Annotated in this window: 14 protein-coding genes; 6 read left to right on the top strand and 8 right to left on the bottom strand. The window is 65.4% G+C overall.

The genetic code is table 11. The features are described 5' to 3' along the window. Window positions 1-135: 135 nt before the first annotated feature. A complete protein-coding gene (locus ACIBJI_RS42240; RefSeq protein WP_364347018.1) occupies window positions 136-900 on the bottom strand; it encodes a response regulator transcription factor in 765 nt (254 codons plus the stop codon). Window positions 901-1,083: 183 nt separating this feature from the next. On the opposite strand from ACIBJI_RS42240, the gene ACIBJI_RS42235 reads away from it, so the two are divergent. The 6 genes from ACIBJI_RS42235 to ACIBJI_RS42210 all read left to right on the top strand — a co-directional run bounded on the left by ACIBJI_RS42235 (window position 1,084) and on the right by ACIBJI_RS42210 (window position 5,279). After that, a complete protein-coding gene (locus tag ACIBJI_RS42235; protein ID WP_364347016.1) occupies window positions 1,084-1,890 on the top strand; it encodes an LmeA family phospholipid-binding protein in 807 nt (268 codons plus the stop codon). Beyond that, window positions 1,887-2,327, top strand: coding sequence for a thioredoxin family protein (locus ACIBJI_RS42230; protein WP_364347014.1), 441 nt, complete (start codon window positions 1,887-1,889; stop codon window positions 2,325-2,327). Before ACIBJI_RS42235 ends, ACIBJI_RS42230 begins: the two co-directional genes overlap by 4 nt. Before the next feature lie 322 nt (window positions 2,328-2,649). After that, window positions 2,650-3,213: a DUF4395 domain-containing protein gene (locus ACIBJI_RS42225; RefSeq protein WP_364347012.1), complete on the top strand. Its 564-nt coding sequence runs from the start codon at window positions 2,650-2,652 to the stop codon at window positions 3,211-3,213. 31 nt (window positions 3,214-3,244) lie between these two features. Continuing rightward, window positions 3,245-4,078, top strand: coding sequence for a sulfurtransferase (locus ACIBJI_RS42220; protein WP_364347010.1), 834 nt, complete (start codon window positions 3,245-3,247; stop codon window positions 4,076-4,078). Between the two features lie 4 nt (window positions 4,079-4,082). Next, window positions 4,083-4,388: a DUF1416 domain-containing protein gene (locus tag ACIBJI_RS42215; RefSeq protein ID WP_364347008.1), complete on the top strand. Its 306-nt coding sequence runs from the start codon at window positions 4,083-4,085 to the stop codon at window positions 4,386-4,388. Between the two features lie 183 nt (window positions 4,389-4,571). Next, a complete protein-coding gene (locus ACIBJI_RS42210; protein WP_364347006.1) occupies window positions 4,572-5,279 on the top strand; it encodes an FABP family protein in 708 nt (235 codons plus the stop codon). Here ACIBJI_RS42210 and ACIBJI_RS42205 read toward each other — a convergent pair. From ACIBJI_RS42205 to ACIBJI_RS42175, 7 genes are all read right to left on the bottom strand, one after another. Then, a complete protein-coding gene (locus ACIBJI_RS42205) occupies window positions 5,276-5,860 on the bottom strand; it encodes a Uma2 family endonuclease (RefSeq protein ID WP_397088805.1) in 585 nt (194 codons plus the stop codon). The genes ACIBJI_RS42210 and ACIBJI_RS42205 overlap by 4 nt on opposite strands. A gap of 75 nt (window positions 5,861-5,935) precedes the next feature. Continuing rightward, window positions 5,936-6,373, bottom strand: coding sequence for a hypothetical protein (locus ACIBJI_RS42200; protein ID WP_397088803.1), 438 nt, complete (start codon window positions 6,371-6,373; stop codon window positions 5,936-5,938). A 290-nt stretch (window positions 6,374-6,663) separates the two neighbouring features. Next, window positions 6,664-8,643 carry an ATP-binding cassette domain-containing protein gene (locus ACIBJI_RS42195; RefSeq protein ID WP_397088807.1) on the bottom strand — a complete coding sequence of 660 codons (1,980 nt, stop codon included), beginning with the start codon at window positions 8,641-8,643 and terminating at the stop codon, window positions 6,664-6,666. Window positions 8,644-8,675: 32 nt separating this feature from the next. Continuing rightward, on the bottom strand, window positions 8,676-10,649 hold the full coding sequence (locus ACIBJI_RS42190) for an ABC transporter ATP-binding protein/permease (protein WP_397088801.1): 1,974 nt from the start codon (window positions 10,647-10,649) through the stop codon (window positions 8,676-8,678). A gap of 2 nt (window positions 10,650-10,651) precedes the next feature. After that, window positions 10,652-11,683 (bottom strand): cytochrome d ubiquinol oxidase subunit II, encoded by a 1,032-nt coding sequence (gene cydB, locus ACIBJI_RS42185; protein ID WP_364346998.1) that lies wholly within the window; start codon window positions 11,681-11,683, stop codon window positions 10,652-10,654. Window positions 11,684-11,692: 9 nt separating this feature from the next. Next, window positions 11,693-13,180, bottom strand: a complete 1,488-nt coding sequence (locus tag ACIBJI_RS42180; RefSeq protein WP_364346996.1) for a cytochrome ubiquinol oxidase subunit I — start codon at window positions 13,178-13,180, stop codon at window positions 11,693-11,695. Window positions 13,181-13,355: 175 nt separating this feature from the next. After that, window positions 13,356-14,273 (bottom strand): aminodeoxychorismate lyase, encoded by a 918-nt coding sequence (locus ACIBJI_RS42175; protein WP_364346994.1) that lies wholly within the window; start codon window positions 14,271-14,273, stop codon window positions 13,356-13,358. Between the last annotated feature and the right edge of the window lie 175 nt (window positions 14,274-14,448).

Genomic DNA, 14,448 nt, shown 5'->3' with positions numbered 1-14,448 from the left:
CCGGCGCACCACCACCCGGCTCGGACCCAACGACTCCATCCAACAACCCCTTCGATCACTCGACGGTGCTGTTGCAATCACCCCTTGAGCCCAAGGGCTCGAATGCCGCCATGGATTCCACTCGATCCCGAGCTGCTACGGCACGGAACCGTTGACGGTGACAGGCGGGGAGTCGTCGGTGCCCTCGGCCGATTCGTCCTCGTGGAACGTGACGTGATCGCCCTTGGTGGTGCGCGCGGGTCGGACGGCCTTGTAGCCGACATTGCGGACGGTGCCGATCAGCGATTCGTACTCGCTGCCGAGCTTGGCGCGCAGGCGTCGCACGTGCACGTCGACGGTGCGGGTGCCACCGAAGAAGTCGTAGCCCCAGACCTCCTGCAGCAGCTGGGCCCGGGTGAAGACCCGGCCCGCGTGCTGTGCGAGGTATTTGAGAAGTTCGAATTCCTTGTAGGTGAGATCCAGCGGGCGACCGCGCAGCCGGGCGGTATAGGTGCCCTCATCGATCACCAATTCACCGAGGGTGATCTTGCCGGTGTTCTCCGGGCTCGCGACACCGCCGTTGCGGCCGACCAGCAGGCGCAGCCGGGCGTCCAGTTCGGCCGGTCCGGTACCGGGCAGCAGAATGTCGTCCAGGCCCCAGTCGGCATTGACCGCGACCAGTCCGCCCTCGGTCAGCACGGCGACCACCGGCACCGACGAGCCGGTGCTGCCGAGTAGTCGGCACAGGCCGCGGGCCGCGGCCAGGTCGGTGCGCGCATCGACGAGCGCGACATCCGCGGTCCCCGCCTCGAGCAGGGACGCCACCTCGGTCGGCGCCGGGCGCACATTGTGCGCCAGCAGCGACAGTGCGGGCAGTACCGACTCAGGGTTGGGGTCGGAGGTCAGCAGGAGCAGCTCCACAAGCCCTCCTCCCATCTAGTAGCTCCGGACAACAGCCACACCGCCGGGGCCACGTCGCTGATCACAGGTAATCGGATGCAAGATTAGCGCGTGAACACCGATGACCTCGCCATCCGGGGTTAGTGTGGCACCTCGACAGAGACGTGCGATACCCGAAACGCACCGCCAAGTAGTGTTGCCCGCATGCGCAAGCTGATCATCGGGCTGCTGTGCCTCGCGGCACTGGCGGTAGTCATCGATTTCGGCGCCGCCGCCTACTCCGAGTACCGCGTGTCGCGTGCCCTGCGTGTTGGCGCCGACCTCACCGCGGATCCCGACGTGGTCATCTTTGGGTTCCCCTTTCTCACCCAGGCGCTCGACGGCCGCTACCAGACCGTCGATATCCGCGCGCGCGTCATGCGACCCGATATCCCCGGCGAAATCTCGATCGGCGCGACGTTGACCGGAGCCCACCTTTCCATCGGCGACCTCACCGACGGGAACGTGCGCGCGGTTCCGGTGGATCGGGTCGAGGGGCAGATGCGGCTCGAGCCGACCGAACTCGGCAAGCTGTTCAAAATCCCTGACCTGCAAGTACATTCAGCCCCGGGGAATAAATCCGACGGCACGGGCGGATCGGGCGGGTCCGGTATGACCACCGGCGGGCAACTCCTGCTCACCGGCACCATGCCCGGCAGGGCGCCGAGCAAGCCGGGTGCACAGCTCGGCGGTGACAATGTGAGTGTGACGGCAGATCTCGTGGTCGACGGCGATCAGGTCAAGATCATCGCGACCAGCATCTACCGTGGTACGGGTGATGCAACGACGACCGCGGTCGTCACCGATACCGAGCGCCCCAAGGTGCTCGAGCAGTTCACCCGGACAATCGATACGAACGAACTGCCGTTCGGGCTGCGGCCGACGAAGGTCTCGGCACAGGGCGGCCAGATCGTCATCGACGCCAAGGCCGAGAACGTGACCATCGACCTGGACAGATTGCGGCGACCATGATTGAAATCACAATCCTGCTGGTGGTGCTGCTCGCCACGGTGGCGGTCGGGGTGGTGCTGCAGCGCCGCAACGGCACGCTGCGCGCGAGCGGCACCGAGACTCAGGACGAGTCGGCGCGCACCGATCTGCTGGCATCGGTCGGCGCCGACAACTCGGGCCCGGCGGTGCTGCACTTCTCTGCCGACTGGTGCGGACCGTGCGCCGCGGTGCGCCGGGTCGTCGCCGGAGTGACCGAGGAATTGTCCGGATCGCCGCGCCCGCCGCTGGATATCGAGGTCGATATCGATGCCGAGCCCGCGCTGGCCAAGGAACTGAACGTGCTCTCGCTGCCGACCACCTTCGTCTTCGATATCGAAGGGCGGGAACGATTCCGTATCTCCGGCGTTCCCAAGTCCGCGGACCTGCGCACCGCGCTCGAGCCGCTGACTGTGGGGTAACTCTTCCGGTGGATCGCCGCTGACGGTGGAAAAACAGGGCGTGACAAGGGTTCATAGCAACTGTGACGTACCCCGGGTCCAATTCTCCGGCAGAACCAGGTAAACTCCTCTGCGTGCAAGCCAACCACGAGCTGATGCTCACCCGACGCCGCACAGTTGACCTGTGTCGCCTCGGTGGTTGTTGCTGCCTGTGTGGCTGAGCGGTCGGCTCCCTCAGAATTCCTGATGCCGACCTGCGTCCGTCGTGCGAGTGATCTCTGGATCCCCCGGCGAACTGGCATTTTTCCCGCCAACAGCGAAATTCAGCGCAGGAGTACGCACAATGTCCACAAATTCCCGAAACACAACCGTTGAGACCGGAATTCCCGCCGTCGTAGATGTGCGCGGTCCACGCTTCGCCGCGTGGGTCACCACCGGCGTGCTCGTTCTTGTCGTGCTCGCCGCAGCAGTTTCGACACCGGTCGCCGCAGTGCTCATCGCCGCCCAGGCGGTGGTGTTCGCGATCGGCGCGGCCTACGGTCCGCGTCGGCATCCCTACGGCCGGATCTTCGCCGCGTTCGTCGCGCCGCGCCTCGGTCCGACCCTCGAAACCGAACCCGTGGCCCCGCTGCGGTTCGCCCAACTACTCGGCCTGGTCTTCAGTGCCGTCAGCCTGCTGGGTTTCCTGGTCGGCTCTACCGTCGTCGGCGCGGTGTTCGCCGGCTTCGCCCTGTTCGCGGCGTTCTTGAACGCGGCGTTCGGGATCTGCCTGGGTTGCCAGATCTATCCGCTGGTAGCCCGACTCCGCCGGGCAGGGCCGATGGGCGGTGTTCGCGGGCCCTCCGTGGTCACGCAAGCTACCGCCTCCGGGCCTGACACGAACACCGCTGGGTCCCCGGCGAACTGACACTGCAAGTCACCACCCCGAAAGGAACAACATGGCTCGCTCCGATGTCCTGGTCTCCGTTGACTGGGCCGAAGAGAACCTCAACGCCCCCGGCGTCGTCTTCGTCGAGGTCGATGAGGACACCTCCGCCTACGACGGCGGCCACATCGAGGGTGCCGTTCGGCTCGACTGGAAGAAGGACCTGCAGGATCAGGTTCGTCGGGACTTCGTGAACCAGGAGCAGTTCTCCGATCTGCTCTCGGCGCGCGGCATCTCGAACGACGACGAGGTCGTGCTCTACGGCGGCAACAACAACTGGTTCGCCGCGTACGCCTACTGGTACTTCAAGCTGTACGGCCACAACAACGTCAAGCTGCTCGACGGCGGCCGCAAGAAGTGGGAGCTCGACGGTCGTCCGCTGTCCCGCGACGCCGTGAACCGCCCGGCCACCCAGTACAAGGCCGCCGCCCCCGACCTGACCATCCGCGCATTCCGCGACGAGGTCATCGCCGCCATCGGCGCCAAGAACCTGGTCGACGTGCGCTCCCCTGACGAGTTCTCCGGCAAGATCCTGGCTCCGGCCCATCTGCCGCAGGAGCAGAGCCAGCGCCCCGGCCATATCCCCGGCGCCATCAACGTGCCGTGGAGCAAGGCCGCGAACGAGGACGGCACCTTCAAGTCCGATGCCGAGCTGACCGAGATCTACGGCGAGGCCGGACTGGACGGATCCAAGGACACCATCGCCTACTGCCGCATCGGTGAGCGTTCCTCGCACACCTGGTTCGTGCTGCAGGAGCTGCTGGGCCACCAGAATGTCAAGAACTACGACGGCAGCTGGACCGAATACGGCTCGCTCGTCGGTGCACCGATCGAATTGGGAGAGTAATCACATGTGCGCAGCGCCTACCCAGGGACAGGCCATTCCGGCCGGAGTCGATGTCGAGAAGGAAACGGTCATCACCGGCCGTGTTCTGAGCACCGACGGCCAGCCCGTCGGCGGCGCGTTCGTGCGCCTGCTCGACGGCAACGGTGACTTCACCGCCGAGGTCGTGGCCTCGGGCACCGGTGATTTCCGCTTCTTCGCGGCGCCGGGAGCGTGGACCGTGCGGGCGTTGTCCGCCTCGGGCAACGGCTCGGCCGAGGTTCGTCCGGAGGGTGCCGGCATCCACGCCGTGGATGTGGCAGTCGCCAAGTAAGTAATTGCGCCGACGGCCCCGTCGTTTCCCGGTAACTGGGAAGCAACGGGGCCGTTGTGCTGGGCCGGACGTAACTCGTTAGACTCCAGTTGTGGTCCTCTTCTTCGAGATTCTGCTGGTGGCCGTGGCCGTTCTGATCGGCTGGTTCGGCCTGTACGTCTTCTACCGGTTGTTCACCGAATCATGAGTGAACTCGCGAGCGAAGGTTCCAACCCGGCCGAGCGAGCGAGTGAACAACTGAACGGCAACGGCCCGGCCGAGTCGGCCCCGCGCCGCAGTGGCGACGAGGCCGTGGCCGAGGCGGCCGAACGGGCGAAATGGACTGGTGCGCGCAATATTCCGGTGCTACCGGATCTGCCGCTGCCCGAGGACACCGCGAATCTGCGGCTCGGTCCGGATCTGAGTTCATCGATGCTTGCGCTGCTGCCGATGGTCGGTGTGTGGCGCGGTGAGGGTGAAGGCAACGATCCTGCTCGCGGCGACTACCGCTTCGGCCAGCAGATCATCGTCTCTCACGACGGTGGCGATTACCTGGCCTGGGACTCGCGTTCCTGGGTCATCGCATCCGACGGCTCCTACGGCGGCCCCGACCTGCGCGAGAGCGGCTTCTGGCGGGTCGGCATCGACGGTGATGACGAGGTCATCGAACTGCTGCTGACCCACAGCACCGGCATCGTCGAACTCTTCTACGGCACCGCGCTGACCCAATCCTCCTGGGAATTGGCCACCGATGTCGTCATCCGCAGCCAATCCGGCATCGTCGTCGGCGGAGCCAAACGGTTGTACGGCATCGTCGAAGGCGGTGATCTCGCCTACGTCGAGGAGCGGGTAGTGGCCGACGGTCCCTTGGAGCCCCGCCTGTCGGCACGGTTGCAGCGCTACATCGGTTAGCTGCGCGGCCAGATCGATGTCAGGTCGATGTCGATCGGAAACGGCACGTTGATCTTCAGGCGGTCGTGGAAGATGCCGACCAGGCCGTAAGTTGCTGTGGCGGGGTCGAGTTCGTAGACGTAGACGACGGCTTCATCGTCACGACGCTCGACCCGCCAGTAGTTCAGGATTCCTGCCTTTGCATACTTGGCTGGCTTCGTCTCCCGGTCGCGTTCTTCGGAATCAGGAGACACTGCCTCGACCGCAAGAACGACGTCCTCAGCGAAGTAGTAGGTAGATGGAGCTGCTCGACGAGTCGCCGCTTTGTTGACCACCAGGACATCTGGTTCCGGCATCTGACGCGGTCCGAGTTTGACGGCCATTTCACGGTCGGCGTAGAGATCCGGCGGAGTTTGTTGATCGAGGTCCCGCCAGAGAACCGACACGGCCCGGCTGTGCCACATTTCCTGCGGACTCACGAAGACCAGACCCCCATCGATCAACTCGGTGTGCTTGGGAAGGCCGCGCAGCTCCAGAAAGTCCTCGACGGTGAATCCACCTGCAGGCGGGATCACCCAGTCGGGCAACGGCTCAACGGTCATTGCCCCAGCGTAGCGCCTGTCGGGATGGAGCTTCATCAGAAAGGAACGGCTCGGACATCGGGCATACGGGTCGAATCAGGTTGGGTGCCAGGTGACGAGGAGTTCGTCGGCGAGGGTTTCGATAGCGAGTTTGGCGCCGTTCACTTCGAGGACGGCGGCGCGGAGGCGGTCGTCGTGCAGGCGGGATTCGGAGACGCCGGCGATGTGGGAGCCGATCAGGTGTGAGTACGGGGATTCGGAGCCGACGTCGAAGGCGGTGTATTTGCCGGATTCGGCGACGTATTCGATGTATTCGGGTTCGGTGAGACCGGCGAACGGGTCGCGCCACGGGGTCGATGCGACAAGGAGTTCCTCGCCGTCGGTGCCGGCATCCAGCAGCAGCACCGAACCGTCATCGAAGGTCAATTCGATGGGGCCTTCGGTGCGGTCCACATCACTGCCCTGTACGTAGAACATGCGGCGAACCGCCCTGATGCGGCGTCCAACCACTGCCGCAAGACCCTCCGATGGCATCGGCTACCCCTCGTGTCGAACCCGGTCGCCGGACTCTACCGTCCGAGGGAATTGTGCCGAAAAAGGAACGACCCCCGAGCCGTACCCTGCCGGCGGTGAAGCCTGCATGGGTCCCGGTCGGACTAGACCGGTAGCTCGGGGGCCGGGTGGCTGCCTGGAATTCGCTCAGCACTCGCGCGAACGGAATCCGTTGCAGCGGTGGCGCTAGCGGACAGCCACCTCACAAGTCCTATGAACATACATTCTTCGAACCACCTCCTTCCTTGTGTACAAACGAATCTAGTCAGTCGTCAGTAGGTCGGCAACGGAATTTCGCGGGGCGCTGAACCGGTGTGCTCCTCGACTTCGCCAATGGTCGTGACCTGGCCTGATGCATCGATTTGCAGCACCACTTCGGCGCGGTGATCGGCTGGCAGCTGATGTGTGACGACAACCACAATTCGGTCGGGTCCGACCAGACCGCTGTCGACATCGAGCAGCTCGCGTAGCAATCGGGCGCCCGCCTCGGCCTCGAGATGTTCGGTCGGCTCATCGAGCAGCAGCACCCGCGCGGGCGAAAGGAGCGCCCGGGCGAGCAGAATCCGCCGCCGCTGCCCACCCGAAACCGCCGCCGCACCCCCTACCAGATCGGTGTGCACACCATCCGGTAGCGATTCCAGCCAATTCCCGAGACCGACCACGCACAAGGCCTTCTCGGCCGCCTCGGCAGTGAGATCGCCACGCGCGACACGCAGGTTCTCGAGCACGGATGTGCCGAAGATGTGCGCATCCTCGGCAAAGAACGTCACGCCGGGTGCGGGCGTACTGAACAGCCCCGCCCACGCCATGAGCAACGTGGTCTTACCCGCCCCGCTCGGTCCGACGACCGCAATCCGCTTTCCTGCCGGACGCTCGGGGAGGTTGACCGGCAATAGATTTCGTGCGTCGCGGATGTCGGCATCGACACCTGGGCGATCGGAAGCCCACGTTAGGCCCTCCGGAGATGAGCCAGCGATGCCACACCCGCTGCCCTCCGTGCAGCCGGTCGCACTGGCCGGCAATAGACCTGGCCCGCCGCGGATGACTGCATCGACACGACCGGAAGTCCGCGAGTGCTGCTGTGCCATCGGGTTTCGCGTGGCTATCTCGAGCAGGGGTAGGCGGTGGAGGGCGGCGCGGGCGGTGGTCAGGGCCTGGGCGGCGGCGGGGAGTGGGGCGACTGCTTCGAAGGCCGAGAGGGGAAGCAGGACGAGAATGGTTAGGGCCATGGGGGTCATTGCCGGCGGGTTGGCGCCATAGCCGGCTATGCCGATCAGGAGGGCTCCGAGGACGCTGACGCCGATCGAGAGGGGCGTCGCCGCGGCGGCCCAGGCGCTGCGTGCGGCCGCGGAATCCTCCGCGGCGACCGCACGTTGTCCGGCGCGGTCGGCGGCCGCCAGCGCGGCATCCAGCTTGCCCGCGACGCGGAGTTCAGCCGCGTGGTCGAGGACCGTGAGTGCTTGCGCGGTGAATTCGGCGCGGTCGGCGCGCACCGCACGCTCGGCCGCACGGGCGGCCCACCCCGACAGCCACGGTGCAACGATTCCGGCAATACCGAGTGATACCGCCAGAATGGCCGCCGCCCCAACCGAAATGGTGGCCATGAGTCCGACTGCGGCCAGCGCCAGCACAATCGCGACGGCGATCGGTACGAACACACGCACCACCACAGCGCCGAGATCGTCGATATCGCTGCCGATTCGAACCAGCAGGTCCCCACGCCGCAACGATGCCGCACCATCCGCGCTCGTGGAGTCCGTCGCGGCGACCGGCCCGTCGACGCTGCGGTCTGAGATATTTTCCGGGCCGAACGAAGTCACCTCGCCACTGCGCCTGGACAGTCCGTGCATCGATGTCCCACCGGTGTAGACCGCTCCGTCTATATCGCCGCCTCGCGCGTCCCGCCGCATCCAGGCGTCCGATTGGGCGAGGGTCCGGTAAACGGTTGTCCGAGCGGCCGTCATCGCACGCAGCGCAACGTCATGGGTGGCAAGGCGTTCCAGATATCGGCACAACCCACGGGAGATACCCAGCGCCCGCACCGCGACAACAGCAACGCTCAGATCGAGCACCGGCGGCATCTCCCAGGCACGCGCGATCAACCACGCCGCCAACGCCGCCAGCCCGAGCCCGCTGCCCAGCGCCAACACGCCCCAACCGATCGCCACCGCAACTCGCCATGGCGACAACTCGAGCAGCCCCCACATCTGCCGCAGATCCGCTACCGCTGCGCGGCCGCCACGACGAGCCATTGTCCTCGGCACCGAAACGTCTCCCGCGCGGTTCATGAAGCGACTGCCTGGGGTTCGGTGGAGTGAACGGGGATTATGTGGTCGGCGGCAGTGAGGACAGTCGGGCGGTGGGCTATGACGATGACGGTGGCACCGGTGCGAGCTCGCTGCTGTAGGGCCGCAAGGACGGTCGCTTCGGCTGCGGGGTCCAGGTGGGCGGTTGGTTCGTCCAGGAGGAGGATGGGGCGCTCGGCGGCGAGCACTCTGGTCAGGGCAAGGCGTTGGCGCTGGCCGAGGGAGAGGCCTATGCCGCCCGCGCCGACGATCGTGTTCCAGCCGTCGGGGAGTTCGTCGAGTACCGTGTCGAATCCGGTTGCAATGCAGGCGGCTTCGAGTTCGTCGAGTACGCGGGCCGCGCCCTTGGCGGTGGTTTCGGGCGTGCGTGCGCCGAGCAGTTCGAGATTCTCGCGCAGTGTTCCCGGGACCAACACCGGACGCTGCGGCAGCCAGGCAACACGCGACCACCACGCGTCCTGATCGAGGTCACCTACATCTGTGCCGTCGACCTTCACTGCGCCGCGCTCGGGCCTGATCAAACCTAGAATTGCTTGCAGCGCAGTCGATTTACCGCTCCCGTTGGGTCCGGTCAACACCGTCACCAGCCCCGGCCGGAACTCCGCTGTCAGCCCGGCGGGCGCAAAACCGTCCCGGGCCGGTACCGAGAGATCACATATCTCGATGCGGCCCTGGCCATCTCTGCCGACTCCAGGCCTCGTGTCGGCGCGATTGCCACTCAGTGCCGTTGAACCGAGTTCGCTGATATCGCCTCCGCCGTCCCCACTCAGCACAGCCTCCTCGCTGCCGGCAATCCGATGGCGGGAGCCGACAGCGGCCACAGCATTCGTGCTCGAACCCGAGCGGAGAGCACCCGCATCGCCAACCATGGCACCGGCCCCACCAGCGTCCGAGACCGACCGACCAGCACCCGTGTCCCCGCCAGCCGCCTGACCACCGGCACCCGATTCGGCCTGCACCTGCATACCCGCGGGAGACTCGAGCACAGCAAAAGCCTTGTCGGCAGCCGCCATTCCGTCCTGCGCCGCATGAAACCGCTCCCCCACCATCCGCAACGGCAGATACACCTCCGGCGCGAGAATCAACGCCACCAGGCCGGCATAGAGACTCATCTCGCCGTACACCAGCCGCAGACCGATGGACACCGCGATCAATGCGACGCTCAACGTGGCAAGCATCTCGAGCACCATCGACGACAGGAACGCGATCCGAAGCGCACGCATAGTGCGCTGCCGCAACGCATCCCCGAGCGCGCGCACGCGATGTTCCATCGAACCCGTCCGCCCCGCGCTCCCCTCCCGCCCCAACGCACGCAACGTCGGCATCCCGGCAAAGAGATCGAGCAGTTGATCCGACAACCGAGTTGTGGCGACGAGCGTGGCCTCCGCCCGCCCCTGCGTGAGCAGTCCGATGAGCACCATGAACACCGGAATCAACGGCAGTGTGACCACCGCGATCACACCGGAGATCGGATCGTGAAATCCGATGACCACCAACACGATCGGCGGAACCAGGCAAGCGAGGAGCAGCGCGGGCAGATACCCGGTGAGATACGCCCGCAGCCCCGTCAGTCCGGTACTCACGACAACCGCCAGTTCGGTTCGCCGAGTTTCGAGTTCGCGCGGTGGCAGCTGAGCCCCGGCGGCAAGCACCGCGGTTTCCAGTTCCGCAACCACCTCGGCCCCCGCCCGATGCGCGATCCGCGACTGCACCCAGGTGGCCAGCACCCGGCAGCCGATAGCGACGCCGAGCACAACCAACTCGAATGTCCAAACACCGAAGCTGCGCCGGCCGGGATCGGTGACGACCCCGGCCAGTACCTTCGCCAGCGCGACCGCCGTGACCACGATCGAACCGGTGATCACCACGGACAGTGCCACACTCAGCACCAGATAGCGGCGGGTCGAGCGCGCGTACTTCCACAACCGGGGGTCGACGGGTGGACGAGCCATGATCAGTCCTTGACGGCTTCCAACGGCAGGCCGATCGGCGCGGGAATCTGCTCGACCGTAATCCGTTTGCGGAATACCCAATATGTCCAACCCTGGTAGCCGAGCACCACGGGCGTGACGATTAAGGCCGCCCAGCTCATCACCTTCAGCGTGTACGGCGTGGAGGAGGCATTGTCGATGGTCAGATTGAACATGTCGCTGATGGTGGACGGCAGCACATTCGGATACAGCGACCCGAACAGCAGCACCGTCGCCGCCGCGGTGGTGACCGCCGTGCCGACGAACGCCCACCCGTCGCGGTCGGCGAAACTCGCCGCACCCGCGAGCAGCAGCCCGATCACCGCCAGCGCCAGCGGAATCCAGGTCCATCCGGTTCCGTACGCCAACTGCGTCCACACCCCGAACACCCCGACCACCACCGCGGTCGGCATCAGCAGCAACCGCACCGTCTTCGCCGCATCGTCGCGTACTTCACCGCCGGTCTTCAACACCAGGAAGACCGCACCGTGCAGCGCGAACAGCAATCCGGTCGCGAGCCCGCCGAGCAATGCGTACGGCCCGAGCAGATCCCACACCGAACCGGTGATGTGCTTCTTCTCGTTCAGCGGCACCCCGCGCACCACATTCGCGAATACCCAGCCCCACGCCAATGCCGGTACCCAGGAACCGATTCCGATCGCGACATCACACCAGGCCCGCCACCGCGCATCGTCGATCTTGCTGCGATATTCGATGGCGCAGACCCGCACGATCAGCGCGACCAGCACCAGTAGCAGCGCGATATAGAAACCGGAGAACAGGCTCGCGTACCACTCCGGAAAGGCCGCGAACATCGCACCGCCCGCAGTCAGCAACCAGACTTCGTTGCCGTCCCATACCGGCCCGATCGTATTGAGCACCACCCGCCTTCGGGTATCGCTGCCCTTGCCGAGGATCGGCATCAGCATGCCTACTCCGAAGTCGAAGCCTTCCAGCACGAAGTAGCCGGTGAACAAGACGCCGATCAGCAGAAACCAGAACTGTTGCAAATTCATCATCGGCTCCTAATAGGCGAACGAAAGCTGTTCGACGGCAGGTTCTTCGGTCCGATCACGGCCGCCCGTATCGTCTGGTCCGCCGGGCGAAGTCGTCGCGGGCGCTTCGGCTCCGGCGACCGTGTACCGCCGCATCAGGTAGAACCAGACCACCGCGAGCGCGCCGTACAGCAGGGTGAACACGACGAGCGAGGTGATCACCGTGCCTGCGACATGGTCGGAGACGCCCTGCTGCACCATCAGCCGCAGGCTCTGGTCACCCGTCGGATTCGGCGCGACAACCCAGGGCTGCCTGCCCATTTCGGTGAAGACCCAGCCCGCGCTATTGGCCAGGAACGGAGTCGGGATGGCGATCAGGCACAGCCACGAGTACCAGCGCTTATCGGTGATCCGGCCGCCGCGGGTCAGCCACAGGCCGACCAACCAGAGCAGGATCGCACCGGCCGACAGGCCGATCATGGCGCGGAAGGACCAGTAGGTGACGAACAAGTTGGGTCGGTAGTCGCCGGGCCCGAACTTCGCGTTGTAGGCGTGCTGCAGATCGGTGACACCGTCCAGCGTGACGTCGCTGAACTTGCCCTTGGCCAAATACGGCAACACATAGGGCACCTCGAGCACGTGGGTCACGCTGTCGCAATTGTTGTGCGTGCCGATGGTCAGCACCGAGAAGTCCGGATCGGTTGCGGTATTGCACAGCGACTCCGCAGAGGCCATTTTCATCGGCTGCTGTTCGAACATCAGCTTGCCCTGTACATCGCCGGTGAAGAACAGCGCGACACCGGCGATGACGATCACCCATAGGCCAGCGCGGCCGCCCGAGCGCCACATCGTTTGCGCCTCAACGACTTTGGCGGCCTCACCGCTGCGCGCATTGCGCACCATCCACCAGCCGCAGATGCCGACCACGAAAGTCCCCGAGGTAAGGAATGCTCCGGCGACTACGTGCGGAAACGCCGCCAGCGTCGTGTTATTGGTGAGCACCGTCCAGATGCTGGTGAGTTCGGCGCGCCCGCGCTCCGGGTTGTATTTGGCGCCGACCGGGTGCTGCATGAACGAATTGGCCGCGACGATGAAGTACGCGGAGGCATTCACACCGATCGCAACGAGCCAGATCGTCGCCAGATGCAGCTTTTTCGGCAACCGGGTCCAGCCGAAGATCCACAAGCCGAGGAAGGTCGACTCCAGGAAGAATGCGACCAGCGCCTCCAGCGCGAGCGGTGCGCCGAAGACGTCACCGACGAACCGGGAGTATTCGCTCCAGTTCATTCCGAACTGAAATTCCTGCACGATGCCGGTCGCGACACCGAGTGCGAAATTGATCAGGAATAGCTTGCCGAAGAATTTGGTCAGCCGGTACCAGTGCTCTTTGCCGGTAATCACCCAAGCGGTCTGCATGCCCGCAACCAGCGGGGCCAGACCGATCGTCAACGGTACGAATATGAAGTGATAGACGGTCGTGATGCCGAACTGCCAACGTGATAAGTCCAGGACGCTCAAAACCGATCTCCCGCCGATCTACGACATGTCGTAGTAAGAGTACGCCCGGTTAGAGGTCCAACAAGGAGTCCTACGCCACGACACACCGGGGCTTTAGACCCTCAACGGCCCGTTTTCCGAGCTCGCCGAGCACTCCTACATGCCGTAGTAGGACGAAGATCACGGCCCGGCGAACTCACCAATCGCCGATGGCTCCGGCCCGCTCCACTCCTCGGTCCACCAATTCGATGATTTCGGCCGCGTTGTCCGGCGCCATCATGCGCAGTCCATCCAGTGAATTCACCCTGGCGGCGAGCGTGATGCTCGAAAGCAGCCAAATGCTGTCGCAGGTCAACAGGTCGGCGGTGAACAACGATTCGTAGCCGCACTTCCACCCGGCCTTCTCGGCCTCGGCGAACATCGCGCGCTGGGTGACCCCCGGCAGTACGCCATTCTTCGCGGGCGGGGTGATCAAGTGCTTATCCCGCACGATCACCACCGACGAGCGCGGCCCCTCCAGCACCCGGTTCTCGGTACTGGTGAAGATCACGTCATCAGCGCCCATCCGCTGCGCGAACCGCAACGCCGCCATATTGGTGGCATAGGACAGCGTCTTCGCACCCAGCAGCTGCCACGGCGCGGCCTGGGCCAGATCGATCGAGATCCCGCGCGATAGCGACACCACCGCGACACCGTCGGTGCGCGCCTTCTGCACCCGGTCCGGCACCGGCAGCACCAGCACATAGGAGGTCGGCACCGGCACCGCGGCCGCGAGATCACCTGAAGTCACACTGGACGGGGCCGACAGCTCGGTATCGCGCCCGCGGGTGAGGACCAGCCGCATGAGCCCCTCACTCTCGGTCCCCCATTCCTTGGCCGCCGTCTCGACCGCGTCTCGCCATTTGCCCAACTCGAGCTCGGGTAGATCGAGCGCCTGCGCCGAACGACGCAGGCGGCCTAGATGAAATTCGATCGCGCACGGGTTACCGCCACGAACCAAAACCGACTCGAAGACACCATCACCGCGCAGTACGCCGATGTCGTCGGCAAACAACAACGGCGCGTCCGGATCTTGGACGGCGCCGTCGAGTGTTACAAGAACTCGATCCACCATGCGTCGAGCGTAGGCGGTGTTCGTTGGCCGCGCCTAGGACTCTGTTTGATTGCTGGGTTTGATGGCCGCGCCTTCGGCGCGGCGGGTTCGCGGCCCCCTGGTGTGGGGGGGGGGGGGCCCCCCGCGGCCGCCCCCCGGCGCGGGGCCCGGGCCCCGCGCGCGCACCCCGGCGCGG

Source organism: Nocardia sp. NPDC050408 (assembly GCF_044458905.1).
GTDB lineage: Bacteria > Actinomycetota > Actinomycetes > Mycobacteriales > Mycobacteriaceae > Nocardia.
This window is presented reverse-complemented; position numbering and strand designations above follow the sequence as displayed.

Bases quoted from the DNA above. Each gene is read 5' to 3' on its own strand.
- ACIBJI_RS42210 (WP_364347006.1), top strand. From the start codon at position 4,572: ATGAGTGAACTCGCGAGCGAAGGTTCCAACCCGGCCGAGCGAGCGAGT.
- cydB (WP_364346998.1), bottom strand. From the start codon at position 11,683: ATGAATTTGCAACAGTTCTGGTTTCTGCTGATCGGCGTCTTGTTCACC.
- ACIBJI_RS42205 (WP_397088805.1), bottom strand. From the start codon at position 5,860: ATGACCGTTGAGCCGTTGCCCGACTGGGTGATCCCGCCTGCAGGTGGA.
- ACIBJI_RS42175 (WP_364346994.1), bottom strand. From the start codon at position 14,273: ATGGTGGATCGAGTTCTTGTAACACTCGACGGCGCCGTCCAAGATCCG.
- ACIBJI_RS42220 (WP_364347010.1), top strand. From the start codon at position 3,245: ATGGCTCGCTCCGATGTCCTGGTCTCCGTTGACTGGGCCGAAGAGAAC.
- ACIBJI_RS42195 (WP_397088807.1), bottom strand. From the start codon at position 8,643: ATGGCTCGTCGTGGCGGCCGCGCAGCGGTAGCGGATCTGCGGCAGATG.
- ACIBJI_RS42225 (WP_364347012.1), top strand. From the start codon at position 2,650: ATGTCCACAAATTCCCGAAACACAACCGTTGAGACCGGAATTCCCGCC.
- ACIBJI_RS42235 (WP_364347016.1), top strand. From the start codon at position 1,084: ATGCGCAAGCTGATCATCGGGCTGCTGTGCCTCGCGGCACTGGCGGTA.
- ACIBJI_RS42215 (WP_364347008.1), top strand. From the start codon at position 4,083: ATGTGCGCAGCGCCTACCCAGGGACAGGCCATTCCGGCCGGAGTCGAT.
- ACIBJI_RS42230 (WP_364347014.1), top strand. From the start codon at position 1,887: ATGATTGAAATCACAATCCTGCTGGTGGTGCTGCTCGCCACGGTGGCG.
- ACIBJI_RS42200 (WP_397088803.1), bottom strand. From the start codon at position 6,373: ATGCCATCGGAGGGTCTTGCGGCAGTGGTTGGACGCCGCATCAGGGCG.
- ACIBJI_RS42190 (WP_397088801.1), bottom strand. From the start codon at position 10,649: ATGGCTCGTCCACCCGTCGACCCCCGGTTGTGGAAGTACGCGCGCTCG.